The organism is Paenibacillus sp. FSL F4-0236 (genome assembly GCF_038000135.1).
Lineage (GTDB): Bacteria > Bacillota > Bacilli > Paenibacillales > Paenibacillaceae > Paenibacillus_AQ.
The window spans coordinates 2246603-2269727 of sequence record NZ_JBBOBK010000001.1; the positions used below are offsets into that span (position 1 = coordinate 2246603).

The following is a 23125-nucleotide window of genomic DNA, read 5'->3' on the forward strand; positions in this document are numbered from 1 at the left end:
TAAATAAATTTAAAAAATATCTTACCTTCTACAAAAATCGGATTTTTCAGATATAATATATGAGGTGAAATATTACGGAGGTGCAGTAATTTGAATAATGAGTTAGAACAAACCTATTTGAATTTTTTACAATATATTTTAGATAATGGTGTAAAAAAAGAAGATCGTACCGGAACGGGTACTATTAGTGTATTTGGTTATCAAATGCGATTTGATTTATCAAAAGGCTTCCCATTATTTACAACAAAACGGACACCGTTCCGTTTAATCGCAAGTGAATTATTATGGTTTATTAAAGGCGACACAAACATTCGTTATTTATTGAAAAATAATAATCATATTTGGGATGAATGGGCTTTCAAAAGATGGGTTGAATCAGACGAATATACAGGTCCAGATATGACTGATTTCGGGAATCGTTGTTTAATTGATGAAGACTTCAATCAAGTTTATCAAGCAGAGATGAAAGCATTTTGTGATCGTGTCTTAGAAGATGATGCGTTCGCAGCGAAGCATGGTGACCTAGGGAATGTTTATGGTAAGCAATGGCGAAATTGGACATCTTCTACGGGTGAATCCATTGACCAATTACAAGATGTAATTCATCAGATCAAAACAAATCCTGATTCTCGTCGTTTAATTGTAAGCGCATGGAACCCGGAAGATGTTATAAATGCTGGGGCAAAAGGGAGTAAAGCAGCGTTACCACCTTGCCACGTTATGTTCCAGTTCTATGTTGCAAATGGTAAATTAAGCTGTCACTTGCTGCAGCGCAGCGCTGACTCTTTTCTTGGAGCTAACTTCAATATCCCGTCTTACTCCTTACTTACACATTTAATTGCACATGAGTGTGGTCTAGAAGTAGGCGAGTTTGTATATAGCATTAGTGATGCACATATCTATTCAAACCATGTTGATCAAGTAAAAGAGCAATTATCAAGAGACTTAAGACCATTGCCTACCTTGGTTATTAATTCAAATAAGAAATCACTTTTTGATATCGAGCTGGAAGACCTTATCATTGAAGGGTACAATCCGCATCCTTCGATAAAAGCTCCGATCGCAGTATAAATTAATGGTTATCAAGATTTTTTGATCTATATAGGTAGGAAGGAGCGTGTATCATGAGTATTAGCTTAATATGGGCAATGGGCACCAATCATGTTATTGGAAAAGATAATGATATGCCTTGGCATTTACCGCTTGATTTCGCTTATTTCAAAGCAGAAACACTGGGAAAGAGAATGCTTATGGGCCGCAAAACGTGGGATTCGCTCGGAGGGAAGCCTCTAAAGGGCAGAACAAGCTTAATTATGACTAGAGATACTGATTATGCTCCTGAAGGTGCAGAGGTTGTACACACGCTTGAGGAAGCTCTCAGCGAGGGTAGAAAAGACGATGAGCTGATGGTGATCGGCGGTGCGGAAATTTATAAGCTGATGTTGCCGTATGCTGACAAGTTGATGTTAACGCAAATTGAACAGGATTTTGAAGGAAATACCCGGTTTCCTGATATTGACTGGAGTGTGTGGAAAGAGGTTTCCAATAAGAAGGGAATTCGTGATGAAAAGAATCCGTATGATTATCGTTTTCTTGTTTATGAACGTACGGAATAGCAATAAAACGTTTTCTCTGACATAACATGTGAAATAGTACAAAAAATCAGTAGATTAATCCATTACTGTGCAAAAGTAATGAGTGCTACTATAATTAAAATTAGAAATGATAATCTACAGGTATAGAATGTGCAGGTACTTCATTGCGCTGATCATGACCATATGAAGCCGCAATATGCTACAATGTACTATACTTCAACACGAAGAGAACGGATGGGGGAAACGTAAACATGTCTACACCTACAGGTTTTATGGAGTATAAACGGCAGCTCCCAGGTGATCGGGATCCTGAGCAGCGGGTAAAAGACTGGGAGGAGTTCCACCATCATTTATCCGAGGACGAGCTTCAGACACAAGGAGCGCGCTGCATGGATTGCGGAACGCCGTATTGTCATACAGGAATTGATATGGCTGGAGGAACCTCGGGTTGTCCAGTTCATAATCTAATTCCAGAGTGGAATAATTTGGTGTACCGTGGACTCTGGAAAGAAGCCCTGGAACGTCTGCATAAGACGAATAATTTCCCTGAGTTTACTGGAAGCATTTGTCCTGCTCCTTGCGAAGGCTCTTGCACAGTGGGTCTAATTGGACAGCCGGTGACCATTAAGACCATTGAGTTAGCTATTATTGATAAGGGCTTTGAAGAAGGCTGGGTTGTACCTAATCCTCCAGAGAAACGTACAGGCAAAAAGATTGCAATCGTAGGCTCTGGACCTGCTGGACTCTCAGCAGCAGCTCAACTTAATAAGGCTGGACATACAGTAACTGTATTTGAACGCAGTGACCGCATCGGCGGACTGCTGACATATGGCATTCCCACTATGAAACTCGATAAGAGAGTTGTTCAACGTCGTGTAGATTTATTAGCTGCAGAAGGTATTAATTTTGTAGTGAATACAGAGATTGGCAAGGATATTCCTGCTCAAAAGCTAGTGGATGAGTATGATGCGGTTGTTCTGTGTGGTGGAGCTACAAAGGCACGTCGTTTTAACGTTGAAGGCAGTGAGCTTAAGGGTGTTATGTACGCCATGGACTATTTAAATGGTACGATTAAGAGCTATTTGAATTCCAATCTTGAAGATGGCAACTATGTATCTGCTGAAGGTAAAGACGTGATCGTCTTGGGTGGCGGTGATACTGGATCTGACTGTGTTGCTACAGCACTTCGTCATGGTTGCAGCAGTATCACTCAATTTGGTACACATGAAAAAGCACCTCTTCAGCGTGATCCGATTGCTAACCCTTGGCCACAATTCCCGAATGTATATAGCCTAGACTACGCGCAAGAAGAAGCTAAAGCCATATTTGGGGATGACCCGCGTGAGTTCTCTATCATGACTACTAAATTTGTTGGTGATGATGAAGGTAACTTGAAAGAGCTGCATACTGTACAGATCCGCCGGATCGTGGATGAGACAGGTCGTAAGATCTATCAACCTGTTCCAGGTACCGAAGCTGTGTATCCTGCTCAATTAGCTTTGATAGCCATCGGTTTTGATGGGCCAGAACAAGATATTATTCAAGAGCTTGATCTTGAGACAGATCGTCGTTCCAATGTGAAAGCACGTTATGGTAAATTCAATACCAACGTGGATAAAGTGTTTGCTGCTGGCGATATGAGACGTGGTCAAAGCTTGGTTGTATGGGCCATCAACGAAGGACGCGAAGCTGCGCGTGAAGTGGATAAATACCTGATGGGTTCAACCGTTCTTGTTTAAAACGTTAAGATAATAATTGTCTAATAAGCCGTTTCAAAAGCAGTTTACCTGCTGGAGAAACGGTTTTTTAAATAAAGCGATGCTTGACGTAGATATCAGTATCATATAAATTAAATACATTATTCACATGATAAAAGCATTGACCAAGGATCTACGATTCAAGAAGCGTTAGAACAGAGAGGGAACCCACCGGGTGAAAGGTTCCTCAAACACGTGTGAGTGGTATCCTGCCTTGGTAGCTGTAGCGATAGTATCTACTAACCCGCTACCGGAATCGACCGTTATCCGATTTGAGGATTGCCAAATCAGAATAGATTGTATGTTGAGCTGGCAGTTAAATAAGGGTGGTATCACGACACATTCGTCCCTGACGAATGTGTCTTTTTGCATTTAGAGAGATAATTTCTGAGGAGGGTATTTAAGATGCGACAAAGCAATTTATTATTAACAACACTGCGTGAGGTGCCTTCGGAAGCGGAGACAAACAGTCATCAGCTACTGCTGCGTGCGGGGTATATCCGTCAATTAGCTGCTGGAGTATATACCTATTTACCACTTGGACGGCGGGTTCTGCGAAAGATAGAAGCGATTGTGAGAGAAGAGATGGATCATTCCGGAACGCAGGAGATTTTAATGCCATCCATGCAGCCTGCGGAACTTTGGAAGGAATCAGAACGTTATGATGTTTATGGTAAGGAGTTGATGACTTTTAAGGATCGTCATGAGCGGGAATTCATTCTCGGTCCAACGCATGAAGAAGTAGTAACCACACTTGTGCGGAATGAGATCAGCTCCTATCGTAAGCTTCCTGTTACCGTGTATCAAATTCAGACTAAGTTTCGAGATGAACGGCGACCACGTTCCGGATTGCTAAGAGGAAGAGAGTTTTTGATGAAGGATGCGTACTCTTTTGACATAAGCTCTGAAGGACTTGATAAATCATACCACCAAATGTTCGCTGCTTATCACCGGATATTTAAGCGATGTGGATTGAAGTTCAGAGCTGTTCATGCAGATTCTGGTGCAATTGGCGGAGAAGGGGGCAGCCATGAATTTATGGCACTGGCTGATATCGGGGAAGATACGATTGCGGTATGTTCCTCTTGCGATTACGCAGCCAATCTGGAGCAGGCAGAAGCTGTGCGTCCTGTTAAGAAGGAAATGAATTTCGAAGTACCAGCGATAGAGAAATTCCATACTCCAAATTTACGTACAATTGATCAATTAGAGCAGGAGTTGGAGATCCAGCCAGAGCAGATTATGAAAACATTGATCTACGAAGGTAGCGGACAATTCTTTGCTGTAGTGGTTCGAGGAGATCATGAAGTTAATGAGATAAAAGTGAGTAAATATATCGGAGCAATGGAGATCAGGCTTGCTGACTATGAAGCTGTGAAATCCTTAACGGGTGTAGAGAGTGGGTTTGTGGGGCCTGTGGGACTTCAATTAACTGTACTAGTTGATGCCGCAGTTGCTGAGATGACGGAAGGTACGACGGGAGCAGGAGAAAAAGATTATCACTTCCGTAATATTGTACCTGGTAGAGATTTTGGGCTTGAGCATGTGGGGGATTTTCGCAATGTAGCGGAAGGAGAAGCTTGTCCACATTGCGAGGATGGCGTTCTTCATTTTCATCAAGGCATTGAAATCGGACATGTCTTTAAATTAGGTACCAAATACAGTGAGAAGCTTGGAGCTTCCTTTTTAGATCGTTCAGGCAAAAGTCAGCCTATGATCATGGGTTGTTACGGAATTGGAATCTCGCGACTATTGTCCGCAATTGTAGAACAGAATCATGATGATCAAGGAATAATGTGGCCAGTTGCATTAGCACCTTATCATGTTCATATTTTGACGATGTCCATAAAGGACTCGGAGCAACTGGAAGTTGCAGAGGAGCTTTATAATCAACTTACTAAGCTCGGTTTTGAGACGCTTCTAGATGATAGGGATGAACGTGCTGGCGTTAAATTTAAGGATTCAAGTTTGATTGGTATACCCGTAACGTTAGTAGTCGGTAAGGAGGCTGCACAAGGTAGGGTGGAGTATCTAGAAAGAGCCTCCGCTGCGGGTAAAGAAGTCTTAGAAAAGTTAGAAGCAGTTTCTCGTATCCAAGAATTCTTTTCGCAGCTGAATTAAACTTCTATAACTCAAACTGAAAGCCATTGTTCAGGGCGGGAAAGTGCTGGAGGTAACTTTGTGAGATCATCACCTATTGCCGCATTAATCTGACCCTGAGTTAGAAAAATGCTCTCTGATAGATCAGCGCCCCTAAGGTCAGTGTCACGGAAATCTGCACCAATAAGATCTGCACCTCTAAGATTAGCGCCTTTAAGGTCAGCGGCAATCAAATAGGCTCCCCTCAGGTTGGCACCCCTGAGATCTGCATTTTTAAGATTTGCGCCGACAAGGTCAGCACCACGGCTGAAAGTTCTCGATGCTTTTTTTAGTTTACGACGAGCCTCAGTACGCACAAGTTCACTGACTTGCAGCAGTAACAGATTAATCTTTGCTCGATGAGCGTCAACATTCACCTTCTGTAGAGAATCAGGGTTAAGTAAAGTGAGTTGTTCCGTCTCATCGAGTGCTGTTTGCAGCTCAACATGTATTGAATGGGTTATATCTAAGTTCAATGATTCATTTAAGTACCATAGCAATTCGTGCAAATGCCACATGGCCGTAAATACCTCGAACATTTGCTTTGCAGTTTTTGGATTCTTCCGCCAGTCCTCACCGGTATAAGTAACCTGAGAAAGCTTTTGCCCAGCCCCAAAACAGTCATATACAGTACAACCACGAAATCCAAGCGTTCTTAAATCTGTATGTACACCACAGCGAAAGTCTGATTGTAGGTTATGGCACGGCTGGCCAGCTGCTTTATCCATAGCAAAATCCACTGAAGCTGAAAAAGGTAGTGCGGAACAGCACAAACCGAAGCAACTCTCACATTCTGCTTTTAAATAGTGACCGTTTTTGTCCTTATAAGGTTCTGTAAATTTGTGATTTTCAGACACGTTTTGATTCCTCCGATATATAAAACTCGTTTACCAAACTATTCTAATTCATAGAAAAGACAAAGGGAAGTCTGAATTTTACCTAGGCCTACTAACCAATCCATTAAAAAAAACCGAGGTTAATGGTATAATAGAATACTGGACGCATTTTGGACTTAAGAACGAAAAGGTAAGGAGCGATTGTTTTTGAAGACACTCATTATTGCGGAGAAACCGGATATGGGGCGGAATATCGCCGCCGCAATAGAACCGAAGGCCAAAAATTACCGTTCCTATCTTGAAGGGGAGCAGTACATTATTACTTGGGCAATAGGGCATCTAATCGGTTTGGCCGAGCCGGATGCTTATGATGTCAAATACAAAAAGTGGAATATTAATGATCTGCCCATTATTCCAGACCAGTTCAAACTGGTTCCTAATGTGCGGACAATCGACCAGCTCAAGGTAATTGGAGATCTTGCGAAACGTAGCGATCTTCTAGTGAATTCATGCGATGCCGGGCGAGAAGGGCAGCATATCTTTTCACTCATTCAACGACATTTGAAGCTGGAGCATCCTGTGAAGCGGTTGTGGATCTCGGATCTGACGCCAGAGACCATTCGCAAAGGATTCCAGGAGCTGAAGGATGGATCGGAGTACGAGAATCTAACGAAAGCAGCAAAAGCTCGCAGTGAAGCGGATTGGCTCATCGGCATGAACGGATCACGTGCTTTTACTACAAAGCATAATGTGCTGCTGTCCGTGGGTAGGGTTCAAACTCCCGTACTCGCGCTGATTTACGACCGTCAGAAGACGATTGAGGCGTTCTCTTCCCTAAAGTTTTTTGAGGTGGAGGGACATTTTACTCAGAATGAAATGACCTATAAAGGCATGTGGCAGGGGGATCGGCTGACTGACGGGGATAAGGCGGAGGCGCTAGCTGCCAAGGTCAAAGGAAAACCGGGCCGGATTGAGTCTTACGAGGTTAAGGAAACAAAAGAGTATCCAAATAAGCTGTACGATTTAACGCTGCTGCAGCGTGAGGCGAATGGAAAGTACGCTTTTTCCGCAAAAAAGACGCTTGATATTGCTCAAGCGTTATATGAAAAGCATAAGGTGATCTCTTATCCGCGGACGAACTCCAACTATGTTACAGAACAGAATATTCCTGAGATGCATAAGACGTTATCCGCGCTGCAAGGGACGGCTTATGATGAGTGGGTGAAGGGTGCGAATCGCAATCTCGTTCATAAAGGGAATAAATTCATCTGCAACCCCTCGAAGGTTGAGGATCACCACGCGATTTTGCCTACATATCGTAAAGCATCAGGACTTAGTGCAGATGAAGGAAAGCTGTATGATTTGATTGTGCGGCGTTTTTTGTCTCAGTTCTATCCGGCAGCGGAGTATAAAGTGCATACGGTGATGACCGAGGTAGAAGAGGAAAAGTTCAAAACCACTGTCAAGGAATTATTAAGCCTCGGCTGGAAGGTCATTTACGCGGACCAGAAGAAGGATAAAGCGAAGACTTCCAAGGGTAAGAACAAGGATGACGAAGAGGACGAAGAGATCGAAGTGAACGAACCATTTTCTATTGCTCCGGCAGAAGAAGTGGTTTGTAGTGAGGCTATTGTTAAAGAGAAAGATACTCAGCCACCCAAGCATTACACAGAAGGTACGCTGCTTCGAGCGATGGAAAGTGCCGGAAAGCAGATTGAGGATGAAGAGCTTCGCGATGCTATGAAGGATTCAGGGCTTGGAACTCCGGCTACCCGTGCAGCAACGATAGAACGGCTGAAGAATGTCGGATACATCGAAATGCAGGGCAAAAAAATTGCCATCACACAAAAAGGACGAACAGCCATTGAGCTGATTCGTGGAGCGGGTATTGAGCTGTTGACTTCACCGGAAATGACCGGACAATGGGAACGTCGTTTGAACGAAATATCGAGAGGAACGGCGTCGGACGGGCAGTTTATGGAGAATGTAAAAAGATTCGCCTGCATGATCGTAGACAAAGTACGAGTACAATCTCGGGCGTCCAAAACCTCATTTGAAGGGGAGACGCCTTCTGTCAATACAAGTGCTAAAGGACGAAGTGCTGGAAGTACATCTCGTAAAACCACCGACAAACCTGCGGCGCCGCGAAAGCGCAAGGCAAGTAGTGAAGAGGAATCTGCCAATTCAGGACTTAAGGTCATCGGAAACTGTCCGCGTCCCGGTTGCGGTGGAATGATTTTTATGGGAAAAAAAGGCTACGGCTGCTCTCATTACAAGGAAGGCTGCAAATTTGTGATCTGGAAAGAGAATCATGGTCGTACACTCACGGATACACAAGTGAAGGCGTTGATTGAGAAAGGTCGGACGGGCAAGCTAAAGCTTACCAGCGAAGACGGTACACCTCTGGAAGGCAAGCTAGTGCTTCAAAATATGGATACGGGCCAATTAGCAATTGAATCATAGTCGAACGGAAAGATTGTGTGTACGGTAAAAAGGTGTCTCTAGCCATGATGGATACATGGCGGAGACACCTTTTTAATCATGCCTTATAATTATTCAGCGGATTTAGCCAGCTGCGCTTCAATCGCTGCAGTTAACCCTTCATAGGAGGAGTCAGGAAGCAGGGTGCCGTTTACCATAAATTTAGGTGTACCATTTACCCCGTACGATCCCGCGATCTTGAAGTCTTCTTTGACGTCGAACATATAGGTATGATTCTTGAGATCTGTTTCGAATTGTGCGTAATCAATACCTTCAATGTTATCTTTGACGAAATTTAGAATGAACTTCTGTGTGGCCCATATTTTGCTCTCATCGCCTTGATTGGTGTACAGCTTATGGAGATATTCCCAGAACTTCTCGTTGCTTTGCTTATAAATGGCTTCACCTGCACTTGCAGCAAGATAGGAATCTCGATCAAGGAAGGCAAAGTTCATGAAGAAAAGCTCAACTTTTCCAGTATCCACGTAGTCCTTAACAAACGTATCCAGATATTTCTCCGTCCAGTTTTTGCAGGCAGGACATTTGAAATCTGCAAATTCGATGACTTTGATTTTGGCATCAGGACTACCAAGATGAGGTTGCTTTTCATATTTCAGCCCATCAACAACAATGCTCCCCTTCACATCAGTGTAGTTAGGTAAACCCTCTGTACTGTCCGTCTTGTCATTTAGAATGAAGACAATAACAGCGACAAGGATTACAACAACTATACCTAAGAGCATGGGAAGCATTTGTTTGTTAGTTCGAGAATGGTTGGACTTCACTTTCTTGTTCATATCTCATCTCCTACCTCATTTAGGAATTATACAAAAATAGTATAATCATCCCAGAGGTAGAGTAGATATGTCATTTGTAACAATGTCTGAGGTTACTTTGCACCTAGAGTTTCTGCAGGGTAGCACTACGAATAACAGGAGGCACCTCATGGATGGAGGAAATGGTCTTCACTGCTTGTTGCATTTCTTGCTCCAGTTCAATAAGGTTATAGCTCCATTCATTCTGTTGCTTCAGATAGATACTGTTAATGCCTGCGGTTACTGCCGGAAGTACATCTGTACGTAAAGAGTTACCAATCATCCAGGTGCGTTTGCGGTCAAAGCCTTGCGTAGTCAAAATATTTTCAAGTGCCTCAACATTTTTATGTTGACGAATATAGATCCGGTCATCAAAGTAAGCATCTAGCTTCATTTGCTCAATTTTACGTTGTTGGATCGTATCGTCTCCACCTGTGTACAGGAATAAATGGTGACCATCCTGCTTCAGAGTATCCAGCGTTTCAACCATGCCAGGGTAAGCTTCGATTTCTTGATCATAGACGCTTAGTCCAAGCTTGTGTAACTGTTGTTCTTGAAAACGGTCCGTCGGACGATTATATTTTGCGCAGAAATAGCGGTAGGTAGCGATTAGGGATTTAGGGAAATTATCGCTGGCAAGACCACTTGTGTTGACCGTGTGCACGTCAATTTCTATTTGTTTGTCGCGTAGGTCACTGGTGCTCGGGCCAAATTCGTTAAACCAATCAGTCATTAGCTCAAAATATTGCCCTAAAATCAGATCGAAATATTTGTTGCAGTGGACCAGTGTATCATCTAGATCGAAAATCACCTGTTGTGTCATGTATTTCATATCTCTCACTCCTTGGATCTGTATCTGTATGTGTTCTATAGATAAATATAAGACTCTAGGAACATTTGAAGCTCTGATGCGCCGTCAGGGCGAATACTGAAACGTTCATCTTGTTCACCTCTAAGATGGATGCGGAGTAGGCCGGCTACTCGTAGAATCATAAGGTGATGCATCAGCATTTCTCTGGATTGATTAAGATCTGATTGCATCTCCCACAACGACTTGGGTTCATGTGCGACATAGCGAAGCAATCGAAGTCTGGTGGGGTCGGAAAGTGCCTTGGTCATGCGCAAAAGCACCATAGGTGGTTCATTTTCGTCTTCTAAAGGTACATCTACAGGGTATTGTACGATCACCATGGTTTTGTAGAAGCAGTAGGTGTTAATCGGACGATTATGAACAGTTGGTAGTAATACAATCGTTTTTAGATCCGTGATCTCCTCGAAAACTACACCGCCAGACGCGTATTCAATTAGAGAAATGGGATCCATTTTACTTTCAAGCATTTTTTTCTCAGAAGCATCTTCAATTAATAGCGGTAATATTTTGTGCTCCACATGGCGGAAGTATTGCTCGTACCAGAGACGCAAGAGTGGACTATAGCTGCTCCGAATCCGAAAAGCATCTTCAATCGTAAACTCCTGAATGAGCGGAGCGATTTGCTGATAACATTCATCTATGGAGGCTGAATCCAGATCATCTAAGTAATGCAGCACTGAAGTTGCGGGTCCTCGAATGTAAACCCAGGCATATAGCACATCATAATCCGTAAAAGGCCACTCGGCGGCTTGCATTAAAGCTGTTACCTTATGAGGAGAAATGCGATCTTCCACATCACTTATCCAGTGGGGACCAATGTCCAAATTGGAGATCCATTTTCTAGTTACATATAACATAAAACTGTCCAGCAGTTCATAAACCGGCGATACGTCGATCTTTAATTCGTACTCCATGTCTCATGCACCCCCAGGAAATCCGTAACATCTTCATATTATCTCTTGTTTTGAAGAGGGTTGTCCACTATAATGTTCGGTGTTTGCCAATTGGCGTTAGAACAAATTAGCGTTATTAATCATAGGGGGATATCATCTGTGTCAGACCGGCCAAAATTATCTATTCGAAGTAACAGCAAAATGAATTTCATGATTCTTATTACCGCTACTATAGCGGCTGGACTCAGCCAAGGAATGCTGCTTCCCGTATTATCCATTCTATTGGAGCAGAAAGGAGTTTCCTCTTCGCTTAATGGACTTAATGCAGCTGCTTTATACATAGGATCATTCGGAATGACCTTGATTGCTGAAAGAGTTCTCGGAGCGATTGGATTCAAAAAATTGATTGCTGGCGGGATAAGCTTAGTCTTAGTAAGCTTGCTTTTATTCCCCTTTTTTCCTGGAATCAAAATATGGTTTGTGTTACGTCTACTTGTAGGTGTTGGTGATGCAGCTATCAATTATGCCGCCCAGCTATGGGTGCTGCTAATGACACCTGCCGAGCATCGTGGACGAAATCTTTCCCTGTATGGGATGTCCTATGGTCTGGGCTTTAGCTTGGGGCCACTTGGAATTAGTCTGCTGCGCTTTGGTCAGGCAACACCCTTTATTGTTCTAGCTTTTCTTTTTTTGCTGGTCCTAATACTAGCCGTTACAATGCTTCCGGATTCACGTCCAGATAAAGTTGAGAGTGGAGAAAGTCAGGTACGCCGGTTTGGACGTTGTTACAGTCTAGCGTGGTTTGCTTTAATTCCTGCACTCCTATACGGTTTCATGGAAGCAAGCTTAAACAGTAATTTTCCAGTGTATGGCCTCCGGATCGGATACAGCACGGATCAAATTGCAGCCTTATTGCCTTTTGCGGGCATTGGAGGACTGTTGTTACAATTCCCGCTAGGACTGTGGAGCGACCGTTTTGGTCGAAAGAAGGTATTGATTCTTACTGGGATTGGAGGCGGGATTGCCTTCGCATTACTGCCATTAGCAGGTGACCATTTCAAAGTGACTATGGTGCTGTTGATGATTGCTGGTGGACTTGTAGGCTCCTTTTTCTCGTTAGGCCTTAGTCTGGCTGCGGACATTTTACCACGACATTTACTGCCTGCTGCAAATGTGGTTGCTTCTTTTCATTTTAGTATAGGCAGTATTATAGGTCCAGGGATCGGCGGTTTGCTCATGCAAGTCGGCTGGGGCGGGGGGATTTTCGGCTTGATGGGCGCTTTATATATCGCCTTCGGATTGCTTGGGTTATTTTTCTCGCCACGGCAAAAAATTTGAGGTAAGATAAGAACGAGTGCTCGCATGGAAATTCATCTGGCTTTCAGAGTACACTATAGATTATAGATAAAGACAGGGAGAGGCTGAACTATGATCACAGTTGAACACTTAGCCAAGGCAGTTGGGGAAGATAAGAATCCAGTTCTACAGGATATAGGGTTTCAATTAGAACCGGGTGAGTTCGTAGCAATACTTGGAGCTAGCGGTAGCGGTAAGACCACTTTACTGCGCTGTTTAGCGCTGCGTGAGAAGTGGGATAGAGGGAATTTTAGAGTGGACGGTACAGATATAATGGCGAGTGCCTTTACAGGTAAAAGAAAAATCCGCCGCGAGTGGGCATACCTGGAGCAGAATGCAGAGCTCAATCCTAACCGTACTGCATTGAAAAATGTACTGATCGGCCAGTCTTCACAAACGCCGTTATGGCGAATGGTCACTGGGATGGTACGTTCAGATGATTATATGGGTGCAATGGATGAACTGGACGCCCTTGGCCTCCTGGATAAGGCGAAGATGAAGACAAGTCAACTTAGTGGCGGAGAAAGGCAGCGTGTAGCGATTGCTAGAGCGTTGACTCACGGTGCTAAAGTGATTTTAGCGGATGAACCGGTTACGGGATTAGATCCTAAATCCGCGGAGAGTGTCTTGGAAACATTGCGGAAGCTGTGTAAAGAAACCGGTCTTACGGTTGTAACGGTATTACCGATTGAATTAGCGGAACGTTTTGCTACGCGTCTATGGGTACTAGAAGATGGCAGAATTAAGCATGATATAAAGGGGCGTAGATTAACGTTCCAAGAACGTGCAAATCTTTAAATATAGGACACGGATAAGGAAAAGAGTGATGAAGTTGAATATGAGAAGTCTTAGGTGCTTTGTAGCCGCAACGCTGACGTTATCCGTACTGTCGGGTTGTACTTTCATCAGTGATCCTGTTTCTAAGATGAAATCCCCACAATTGTCTGCTGACAAAGCAACACTTATGGCTGCTATTAATTCACTTAAGCCAGCAGGTTCCACGTTGATTCGTCCGACCAATGACGATGATAGTACCATCTTTACTGAAGATCTCAATAAGGATGGAGTTATGGAGACGCTAGTGTTCTATAGGACTCCAGGTGAAGCGGTACAGATTCACGGGATGATACTGGAGAAACAGGGCGACACTTGGGTCAAGAAACTTGTATTCGATGGCGACGGGTCTGTGCTGGAGTCGGTTGATTTGAAGGATATGACGGGTGATGGGAAGCTTGAAATTGTTACCGGCTATTCACAAGGTGAAGAAAAGGGTCTTGTCGTCTATAGCTATTCCAGCGGAACATTAGAAGAAGTGCTTTCACATCCTTATACAAAATATATGATTGATGATCTTAATGGGGATGGAATTGAAGACATAACCGTTGTTTACTTTAAAAGAAATGAATTTGCAACCATTTCGGTCTATCAGTACAATGATGGCTTTAAGGTACTCGATAAGCTTGATAATATCGATCCTTATTTTAATAATTATTACAATATTGTTGCAGGAAAAATCTCAGAGAATAAAGAAGGAATCGTATTGGATGCTGCAGTGGATTCCCAATCTGCCTATACCTCTATTGTCGTTATGGAGAATAACAAGCTGCGTGTGGTATTACCAGGCGATGCGCGGACTTATAAAGATCGTCGGATTGCAAGTGAAGATATTGATCATGATGGCATTATTGAAATTGGATTGCTTGAGGCGCCTAAAGGATGGGAGTATTTCGATCCAGCTGAAATTCCATACTTTACCTCCTATTATAAATGGGATGGGAAAGAAGGTCTGACCTTCGCAACCCAGCTATATCATGATCCATCGGATCGATTCAATATTAATTTTTCTCCGGAATGGCATGGAAAGGTGACAGTTGATACGAAATCGGTTCTGGATAAGAACCTTAAGTTTATCATGTCAGATACCGGTGAGACGGTTGCTGAGGTTTCCTTCTTTTCTCCTTCAGAATGGGATCGCGTAAAAAATGACGGTTGGGATTTGCTTGCACGTGATGCAGACAAGGTCATCGCCTACCGCGGTAAGTTAGAACAAAGTACAACAAAGGAAGGAAGCAATAAAATTGCTTCCCCTATAGAAAGGAAGGGAATAGATGAGTAAAGTACTGATACTGGAAGATGAGGAGTCCATTCGTAGTTTTATTGTCATTAACTTGAAGCGTAATGGGTTCGAAGTGATAGAGGCTGCGGATGGGCATGAAGCTCTTCACAAGTTAACCACGATCCCTGATATTGATATCGCTCTGTTGGATGTAATGGTTCCGGGTATTGATGGATTTGAAGTATGTAGACGGGTCAGAGAAACCAATGAGCGTTTGGGTATTATTTTTCTGACAGCCAAGGTTCAAGAGCAAGATAAAGTGTATGCATTGTCTGTAGGAGCGGATGACCATGTTAGCAAGCCATTCAGCCCGACAGAACTGATTGCTCGAATTCAATCTTTGCTGCGCCGAGTGAACGTTCATCGTGAACAGTCAGCGAAAGTTTCATTCGTTTCAGGGCCATTTACCTTGGATCTTATTTCCAAACATTTTAAACGTGATAATGAAGCGATTGAACTGACGCCAACGGAATTTTCGTTGATTCAATTCTTCCTCGAAAAAGAAAATACACCGCTCAGCCGCGATCTTCTGCTGGATCATGTGTGGGGCAAGGAGTATATGGGTGATCCCAAAATTGTGGATGTGAATATTCGTCGTCTGCGTCAAAAAATAGAGAATAATCCGTCAGAGCCAGAATTCTTGCAAACGGTATGGGGACACGGATATAGATGGAAAGGCCAAGTACAATGATTAAGAAGGGGATGCGCAGACAAATTGTTCTACACTACATTCTTGTAGTTTTTTTGGCGCTTCTCCTCGTAGAAGTTATCTTCCTGCTTGCCATCAGAACGTATTATTATGACAGTGTATATAGCAAGATGAAAAATCACATTACCACGGCAGAGTCGTTTTTTCATAAATACGAGCTAGATGGCGATAACAACTCGAATCAGCTGCAAGTACTGCTGGATAGATTTGAGCTGCCCAATACAGAGCTAGAAGTATTGACCATGAATGGTGACATGATTACCAGTTCGACCGGTTTTCAGCCTGATCGTACGATTACAACTAGTGACGTCCCTGAGGCGGTAGGGGGCAGTATTGGCCGCTGGGTAGGACGCCAGAGTGGTACTAACGAGAGTGTTATGGCTGTGTCCAAGATGCTACAGGTTCACGGACGTGATACGTATATTCTAAGATATCTTACTTCACTTGAGGGCATCAACAACGATTTGCTTAATCTTACGTTACTGTCAATTGGTATAGGCGCAGCTGTTATGGCTGTTGTTATCGTGTTCAGCTTCGGACTTGCCAATTCAATCGTAAAGCCGCTCAATAACATTACGGCGGTATCAGCCCAAATGGCTAAGGGTAGATTTAATGTGCGGATTAAGGGGAATTACAAATTTGAGATTGGTGACTTGGCTTCAACGCTGAATTATATGGCTCAGGAAATTGTGCGCAGTAATCAGATTAAGGATGATTTCATCTCGTCCATTTCACATGAGCTTCGGACACCCCTTACTAGTATCAAGGGCTGGAGTGAAACCTTGGTCTCTGGTGGCTATGATCCGGAGGAGACAAAGCTTGGAGTCAGCATCATTTCCAAAGAAAGTGAACGCTTGATTGGTCTAGTAGAGGAGATTCTAGACTTTTCAAAGCTGCAGCAGAACCAAATGAAGCTGTCCATTGGGATTGTTGACGTGAAAGTGTTACTTCAGGAGACTATACTTAATATTTGGGCCAAGGCGGAGAAAAAACGGATTCACCTGCTTCTTGAATGTGAAGACGGGATCTATGTTAAAGGGGATGCCAATCGTCTAAAACAAGTGTTCTTGAATCTGGTAGACAATGCCGTGAAGTTTTCACATGAGGAGTCCAGTATAGAATTGTCTGCGAAGAGAATTTCGGCTACAGAGACTGCTATCATGGTTCGTGATAGTGGGATTGGGATTAGTGAAGCACATATCTCCAGAGTGAAAGACCGTTTCTTTCAAGTGGATGCGTTGAACGGGGGAACGGGCTTAGGTCTAGCCATCTCACAACAAATCGTGGAACTTCATCACGGGAAGCTCGAAATGGAAAGTGAGCTAGGTAGTGGAACTGAAGTTACCGTAATCTTGCCACTTACTGAGAAGCTGCCTGAAGTCAATTCAGATCATGTAGCACAAATAACAGCTACCTTACCTGAATCAGATGTCTAGGAGGTATGGAAATGGAAGTATGGGGGAATTCGATTAGGATCGTTCGTGGAGAACCTGATCGGACTGGTGATATCTTGAGGCTGCTGCAGGAAGCAGCAAATTGGATGGAACGAAATGGGATAAAGCAATGGACCCCCGGCCAATTTAACGAGAATGATATCACAGGCTATTTCACTGATAGGCATGTTTATCTTGCGATTGACGATGAAGCAGTAGTTGGAATGTTCACATTACAATTCAGTGATCCTCAATACTGGGGAAGCAAAAACGATGAGTCTTATGCATATTTGCATAGATTAGCTGTAGCGGGTTCACACCGCAGTCAGGGACTTGGTCAGCATATGCTTAAATATGCTGCGGTGCGAGCCAAAGAACTTGGCTGCAGAGGACTCAGATTTGATACCGTCGCACATAACATTAAACTCAATCGTTATTATCAGAGCATGGGTTTTCATTACATGGGTACTAACGATATGGGAAATGGTCGTTTAGTGAACCTGTATGAGCATTTTGAGGAACAACCTGATTCCGATCGTCTGATTCTTAGATTTATTTCTGAATCGGACTTTGAGCACCTGAAACGATGGAGTGTCTCACCTGAGTATCTGAAGCAATGGGCTGGACCTTCACTAACTTTTCCTCTTGACGATGACCAGCTTACTAAGTATTTAGATGGGGCTAATCATCCAGCGAATTCTGATCGCCTTATCTTCTGTGCGGTGCATGAAGCTACTCAGCAGGTCGTGGGACACATCAGTTTTTCAGCTATTGACCGGGCGAATCGATCTGCACGTATTGGCAGAGTAGTAGTAGATACTGATTATCAGGGCAGAGGCTTTGGAACAAGGATGATGAATGAAATGCTCCGGATCGGATTTGAGAGTTTGGATCTGCATCGTATTTCTCTGGGAGCTTTTGCTTTCAACACCGTTGCCCTGAAAACCTATGAAGCATTGGGCTTTAAGCGGGAGGGTGTAGAGCGCGAATCAGCGCTGTTTGGGGAGCAATATGTAGATTGTGTGGAAATGAGTATTTTAGATCGAGAATGGTTAGCGCTCCATGAATCATAAAGGTAAACTTCTAACAACCGAAGGGGCTGTTGCTCTGGTCATGTTCGACCAGGACAACAGCCCCTTTTTATATATATAAGTATATATAGGTTTCACACTATACATTATCCTTATATTTCTCGCATAAACGCTTACCGTCCATTTGGGACGCCGAAGGCGTTTTTGCTTGATAAAGTATTTATATATATAATGGTTTTAAGAAGGGAGAACTTCCCGTAGACGTCCTGTCTTCTCATAAACATCCTGAAACAGACGGGAGGGTTGATTTCGAACCGCTGGCTTAGGAGCTACGGTCTCATTGGGCCCAACAACTACAATATTATTAATACTTCCCTTGACGACAGCACCATCCTTAATAATGGCGCCTTCGCCTATAATGGCATTTTCGATCTGTACTCCACGTCCGATGCGAACGCCAGGCATAATAACGCTTTGTTTAATTTGGCTCATTTTTCCAATTTCCACACCATTGAAGATTACAGAACGTTGCAAGCTACCTTCTTGCGTGCAGAATTCATTCACGAGAGAGTCCGTTGATGGAATCTGAACACGTGGTTTATGAACAGCAAGCTTAGTCCGGCGACTCCGGCTATACATCGGCCAATGAGCTTTGTCGAGCTTCATGCCATTGTTTTTTTGCAGAAGATCCATATGTGCTTCCCAGAGACTACCCACAGTACCTACATCTCTCCAGTATCCTTTGAAGCGGTAAGCGAATAAATCATCATTCTGATCAAGCATCGTTGGTATAACGTCTTTACCAAAGTCATGACTGGAATTCGGATTAGCTGCATCCCGCAACAAGTGCTCCTTCAGATAAGCCCACTCAAACAGATATATACCCATAGAAGCTAAATTACTTTTAGGTACTTTTGGTTTTTCCGCAAACTCAGAGATTTTTAGTTCATCATTTACGTTCATCACTCCAAAACGACTAGCTTCATCCCACGGCACCTCCATTACGGAGATGGTGGCTTTTGCAGCCTTCTCTACATGGTAATCCAACATTTTTCGGTAATCCATATGGTAAATATGATCACCGGATAGAATGAGAACATGTTCTGGATTACGGCTATCGATATACTCAATGTTTTTATAAATTGCATCAGCAGTTCCTGTATAGCTGTCTCTGCCTTCAACACCGGAAGGAAGCAGGGTTACACCTTTATCCTTTTGACTATGTAAGCCCCAAGGCTCACCTTCACCGATGTGTTCATGTAAGGATTCAGCTTCATATTGCGTCAGGACACCTACTGTATCAATTTTAGAATTTACACAATTACTTAGTGGGAAATCAATAATTTTATACTGTCCACCGAAAGGGACTGCAGGCTTAGCCATACTGGAAGTCAAGGGAGCCAATCTGCGGCCTTCCCCTCCTGCCAAGAGCATGGCGATACAATCTTTTTTGTTATTCATTTGTTATCCCTCCCATTTATTTTGTCAATGCTTGATATATAAACTCACGACAAGCACTTGAAACGACATAGGTGAAGTATATTGCTGTGTAAAAAGAAAAATTACAATTAATATTTCTTTATCAGAAAATCTTTTGTTTTCACATCAAATCATTTTCAAAATGGTAATATTCGGTTAATGTAATAGGTACAAGCATTCAAAAAAGGTGGTGTAGAATTGGCTGAAAAAGCAACAATCGATACCCTTCCGTCAGCTGCTGATATTTATTTGTTCCATGAGGGCACCAATTATCGCAGCTATTCTATGCTGGGTGCGCACACTGCCGCTGAAGAAGGCGTTACGGGCGTGCGCTTTACCGTGTGGGCTCCTCATGCGACATATGTAGGACTAGCTGGTGATCATAATGGCTGGGATGGAACGCAGGACATGGACTCGTTATATAAGATACCCGATTCAGGATTTTGGAGTCGTTTTTTTCCGGGAATACAGCCGGGAACTTTTTACAAATACAGGATTGTTGCCAGTGATGGCTCCAGCTTCCTAAAAGCGGATCCTTTTGCCTTCAAAGCTGAGGTTCGCCCGGCGACTGCATCCGTTGTTACGGATCTCAGTGGTTATCGTTGGGGAGATGCTACATGGCGGAGAAAGAGTAAAGCACCATATCATCAACCGATGAACATTTATGAGATGCATTTTGGAACTTGGCGTCAAAAAGAAGATGGGGAATTTTACAGCTATCAGGAAATGAGTGAATTATTAATTCCTTATTTGGTGGAAATGGGTTATACCCATGTTGAGTTTATGCCGCTTGCTGAGCATCCATACGATTTATCATGGGGCTATCAAGGTACGGGGTATTTTGCGGCTACGAGCCGATATGGTGAACCCCATGAGTTGATGTATTTAATCGATCATTTGCATCAAGCTGGAATTGGTGTCATTCTGGATTGGGTTCCGGCCCATTTTGCAAAGGATGCACACGGTTTAAGAATGTTTGATGGCTCGCCACTTTATGAATATGAAGATCCAATGTTAGCGGAAAAACCAGGCTGGGGAACCCTATCGTTTGACTTCAGCAAGCCTGAGATTTCTTCGTTCCTCATTTCTAATGCACTCTTTTGGTTTGAGTATTATCATATTGACGGGATGCGTGTAGATGCGGTTACCAGTATGCTACGTCTCGACTTTGAGAAACAAGCTCATCAATATCGACGTAATGTGAATGGTGGTCTGGAGAATTTAGAAGCCATTAAGTTTATTCAGAACCTGAATAAAGCGATATTTCAGTATTTTCCTAAGGCATTAATGATGGCAGAAGAATCTAGTGCTTGGCCGGGAGTTACAGCGCCAGCTCATGAAGGTGGCCTCGGTTTTAACTACAAATGGAATATGGGATGGATGAATGACACCTTGGGCTACATAGAACATGATTTTTGGGGGCGCCCTCATCATCATAATTTATTAACATTTCCAATATGTTATGCTTATGCCGAAAATTATGCATTACCTTTATCACATGACGAGGTTGTACATGGCAAGAAGTCGTTACTGGACAAAATGCCCGGTTCTTATGAACAGAAGTTCGCAGGACTTAGGCAACTGCTCGGTTATCAAATATCCCATCCCGGAAAGAAACTTCTGTTCATGGGAGGAGAATTTGGTCAATTTATCGAATGGAAGGATCAAGAGCAGCTGGATTGGCTACTGCTGGACTATGATAGCCATCGTGGTATGCTAGCTTACACTGCTGCACTTAATAAACTGTATCGCTCGGAGAAAGCCCTGTGGGAGCTTGATCATTCCCAAGAGGGTTATCAATGGATTGATGCAGATGACAATGAACAAAGCGTAATTTCATATCTGCGTAAAGGCAAGAAGCCTGGAGATACGTTGCTGTTTATCATCAATTTTCAACCTGTCCAGCGTCAACAGTATCGTATAGGGGTTCCACGCCCAGGGACTTATGAAGAACTTTTTAGCTCGGAAGATGTAGCGTTCGGAGGTTCGGGTATACACAACTTGCCTCAGAAGAGCAAAAAGTTAGAATGGCATAATCAGGTGAACAGTATAGAGCTAACATTACCGCCTCTTAGCTTCCTGGTGTTTAAGAAAACGTCACGAGTGGGTAAGAGTAAAGAGGCAAATGAGTCATAGATTAAAGAACGAATAGAGAATCCGTACACTTTAAAGGGGGAAATAATCATGAAAGTTTTATTTGCCGCAGCTGAAGCTCATCCATTTATCAAAACGGGTGGTCTGGCCGATGTCATTGGGGCATTACCTAAAGCGCTGAAGGGTGCCGGGGTGGATGTACGAGTGATTTTGCCTAAATATCGTGGGATTCCAGAAAAGTTCACTTCAAAAATGGAGCATTTAACAGAAGTGTATGTGCCAATCGGCTGGCGTAATCAGTACTGCGGAATCGAACATATGGTTTACGACGGTATTCCCGTTTACTTTATCGACAATGAATATTATTTTGGACGGGACGGAATCTACGGATATATGGACGATGGGGAACGCTTCGCGTTCTATAATCGTGCGGTGCTGGAGTGTCTGCCAGCTATTGATTTTCAGCCGGACGTCATGCATTGCCATGATTGGCATGCGGCTGTAATCCCAATGCTGCTTCAGGGTCATTATCGACACAATCCATTTTACAGCGAAATGCGAAGTGTATTTACCATACATAACCTGTTGTATCAGGGTGTGTTTCCTTATGAGGTACTTGGGGAGCTATTGGGTCTGGACAGCAGTTATTTTGGAGGCGTGGAGTATTACGGGAATGTGAATTTCTTAAAAGGTGGCATTGTATACAGCGACCGTGTCACCACAGTAAGTCCAACCTACTCGGAAGAAATTCGAACACCTTATTATGGTTACGGACTGGATGGATTGTTGAATGCGCGAGCGGATGTTTTGAGCGGTATTGTGAATGGAATAGATACAAAAAGTTATAATCCTGCAACAGATACAAGTCTTGTTACCCGTTATCGTTCTAATCTGGCGAAGAAAACGGAGAACAAATTAGCCTTGCAGGAGGAATTAGGACTACCTGTGGATGCTAATATTCCGATGGTGGCTATGGTTACTCGTCTTGTGGATTCCAAAGGTTTAGATTTGCTTACGCGTGTATTGGATGAGCTATTGTATAAGGATGACATTCAATTTGTTCTGCTTGGAACGGGGGATGAGTCCTATGAGCGGTGGTTTAAGGAAGCGGCTTGGCGTTATCCGACAAAGCTATCTTCACAAATCCTCTTTAATGATGCACTCTCACGCAAAATATATGCTGCTAGTGATATCTTTCTTATGCCTTCCAAGTTTGAACCTTGCGGGATCAGTCAACTTCTCGCTTTACGCTACGGAAGCATACCTGTTGTGCGGGAAACTGGCGGCTTGAATGACACCGTTCAAGCTTATAATGAAGAATCCGGTGAAGGGAACGGCTTTACATTCAGCAATTACAACGCCCACGATATGATGTTTACACTTCGCCGGGCGATCTCATTATACAAGCAGCCTGAACATTGGAAAAAGATTACGAAAAACGCATTCGCTGGTGATTATAGCTGGAATGTATCGGCGCAACAGTACATTGATATTTATAATGAAATTACGGAATAAGGATT

Annotated in this window: 18 protein-coding genes; 13 read left to right on the plus strand and 5 right to left on the minus strand. The window is 43.2% G+C overall.

The annotated features are described in order from the left end of the window. The first annotated feature begins 90 nt into the window (after nt 1-90). The 4 genes from NSQ29_RS10275 to NSQ29_RS10290 all read left to right on the plus strand — a co-directional run bounded on the left by NSQ29_RS10275 (nt 91) and on the right by NSQ29_RS10290 (nt 5473). On the plus strand, nt 91-1071 hold the full coding sequence (locus NSQ29_RS10275) for a thymidylate synthase (protein WP_042188802.1): 981 nt from the start codon (nt 91-93) through the stop codon (nt 1069-1071). Between the two features lie 53 nt (nt 1072-1124). Then, nucleotides 1125-1616: a dihydrofolate reductase gene (locus NSQ29_RS10280; protein WP_149647325.1), complete on the plus strand. Its 492-nt coding sequence runs from the start codon at nt 1125-1127 to the stop codon at nt 1614-1616. 230 nt (nt 1617-1846) lie between these two features. Beyond that, nucleotides 1847-3334 carry a glutamate synthase subunit beta gene (locus NSQ29_RS10285; RefSeq protein WP_341124968.1) on the plus strand — a complete coding sequence of 496 codons (1488 nt, stop codon included), beginning with the start codon at nt 1847-1849 and terminating at the stop codon, nt 3332-3334. A gap of 423 nt (nt 3335-3757) precedes the next feature. Further along, nucleotides 3758-5473 carry a proline--tRNA ligase gene (locus NSQ29_RS10290; protein ID WP_341124969.1) on the plus strand — a complete coding sequence of 572 codons (1716 nt, stop codon included), beginning with the start codon at nt 3758-3760 and terminating at the stop codon, nt 5471-5473. 11 nt (nt 5474-5484) lie between these two features. On the opposite strand, the gene NSQ29_RS10295 is transcribed toward NSQ29_RS10290, so the two are convergent. Then, entirely contained in the window at nt 5485-6348 is an 864-nt protein-coding gene (locus NSQ29_RS10295) for a pentapeptide repeat-containing protein (protein ID WP_076298740.1), read from the minus strand. A gap of 186 nt (nt 6349-6534) precedes the next feature. Between NSQ29_RS10295 and NSQ29_RS10300 the strand changes: the two genes are divergently transcribed. Beyond that, complete coding sequence (locus NSQ29_RS10300) at nt 6535-8790, plus strand: type IA DNA topoisomerase (RefSeq protein WP_341124970.1); 2256 nt, start codon at nt 6535-6537, stop codon at nt 8788-8790. A gap of 89 nt (nt 8791-8879) precedes the next feature. Here the strand turns inward: NSQ29_RS10300 and NSQ29_RS10305 are convergent, their stop codons facing one another. From NSQ29_RS10305 to NSQ29_RS10315, 3 genes are all read right to left on the minus strand, one after another. Next, nucleotides 8880-9605 carry a DsbA family protein gene (locus tag NSQ29_RS10305; RefSeq protein ID WP_341124971.1) on the minus strand — a complete coding sequence of 242 codons (726 nt, stop codon included), beginning with the start codon at nt 9603-9605 and terminating at the stop codon, nt 8880-8882. 103 nt (nt 9606-9708) lie between these two features. Beyond that, nucleotides 9709-10455 (minus strand): HAD family hydrolase, encoded by a 747-nt coding sequence (locus NSQ29_RS10310; protein ID WP_341124972.1) that lies wholly within the window; start codon nt 10453-10455, stop codon nt 9709-9711. Between the two features lie 35 nt (nt 10456-10490). Next, nucleotides 10491-11408 carry an ArsR/SmtB family transcription factor gene (locus tag NSQ29_RS10315; RefSeq protein WP_341124973.1) on the minus strand — a complete coding sequence of 306 codons (918 nt, stop codon included), beginning with the start codon at nt 11406-11408 and terminating at the stop codon, nt 10491-10493. A gap of 162 nt (nt 11409-11570) precedes the next feature. Here NSQ29_RS10315 and NSQ29_RS10320 point away from each other — a divergent pair, with 162 nt between their 5' ends. From NSQ29_RS10320 to NSQ29_RS10345, 6 genes are all read left to right on the plus strand, one after another. Continuing rightward, on the plus strand, nt 11571-12725 hold the full coding sequence (locus tag NSQ29_RS10320) for an MFS transporter (protein ID WP_076283781.1): 1155 nt from the start codon (nt 11571-11573) through the stop codon (nt 12723-12725). 90 nt (nt 12726-12815) lie between these two features. Then, complete coding sequence (locus NSQ29_RS10325; protein WP_076283562.1) at nt 12816-13541, plus strand: phosphonate ABC transporter ATP-binding protein; 726 nt, start codon at nt 12816-12818, stop codon at nt 13539-13541. A gap of 40 nt (nt 13542-13581) precedes the next feature. After that, nucleotides 13582-14859 carry a hypothetical protein gene (locus NSQ29_RS10330; protein ID WP_042194029.1) on the plus strand — a complete coding sequence of 426 codons (1278 nt, stop codon included), beginning with the start codon at nt 13582-13584 and terminating at the stop codon, nt 14857-14859. Beyond that, the gene (locus tag NSQ29_RS10335; RefSeq protein WP_042128265.1) at nt 14852-15550 is read left to right on the plus strand and encodes a response regulator transcription factor; all 699 of its coding nucleotides are present in this window, start codon (nt 14852-14854) and stop codon (nt 15548-15550) included. Before NSQ29_RS10330 ends, NSQ29_RS10335 begins: the two co-directional genes overlap by 8 nt. Beyond that, nucleotides 15547-17004 carry a sensor histidine kinase gene (locus tag NSQ29_RS10340; protein WP_042188776.1) on the plus strand — a complete coding sequence of 486 codons (1458 nt, stop codon included), beginning with the start codon at nt 15547-15549 and terminating at the stop codon, nt 17002-17004. The genes NSQ29_RS10335 and NSQ29_RS10340 overlap by 4 nt, the downstream gene beginning before the upstream one ends. An 11-nt stretch (nt 17005-17015) precedes the next feature. Further along, the gene (locus NSQ29_RS10345) at nt 17016-18074 is read left to right on the plus strand and encodes a GNAT family N-acetyltransferase (protein WP_052404317.1); all 1059 of its coding nucleotides are present in this window, start codon (nt 17016-17018) and stop codon (nt 18072-18074) included. A 195-nt stretch (nt 18075-18269) separates the two neighbouring features. Here NSQ29_RS10345 and NSQ29_RS10350 read toward each other — a convergent pair whose 3' ends face one another. Then, nucleotides 18270-19493, minus strand: coding sequence for a glucose-1-phosphate adenylyltransferase (locus NSQ29_RS10350; RefSeq protein ID WP_076283564.1), 1224 nt, complete (start codon nt 19491-19493; stop codon nt 18270-18272). A 216-nt stretch (nt 19494-19709) separates the two neighbouring features. On the opposite strand from NSQ29_RS10350, the gene glgB reads away from it, so the two are divergent. After that, the gene (glgB, locus tag NSQ29_RS10355; protein ID WP_340970124.1) at nt 19710-21647 is read left to right on the plus strand and encodes a 1,4-alpha-glucan branching protein GlgB; all 1938 of its coding nucleotides are present in this window, start codon (nt 19710-19712) and stop codon (nt 21645-21647) included. Nucleotides 21648-21695: 48 nt separating this feature from the next. Beyond that, nucleotides 21696-23120 carry a glycogen synthase GlgA gene (glgA, locus tag NSQ29_RS10360; protein ID WP_341124974.1) on the plus strand — a complete coding sequence of 475 codons (1425 nt, stop codon included), beginning with the start codon at nt 21696-21698 and terminating at the stop codon, nt 23118-23120. Nucleotides 23121-23125: the final 5 nt, after the last annotated feature.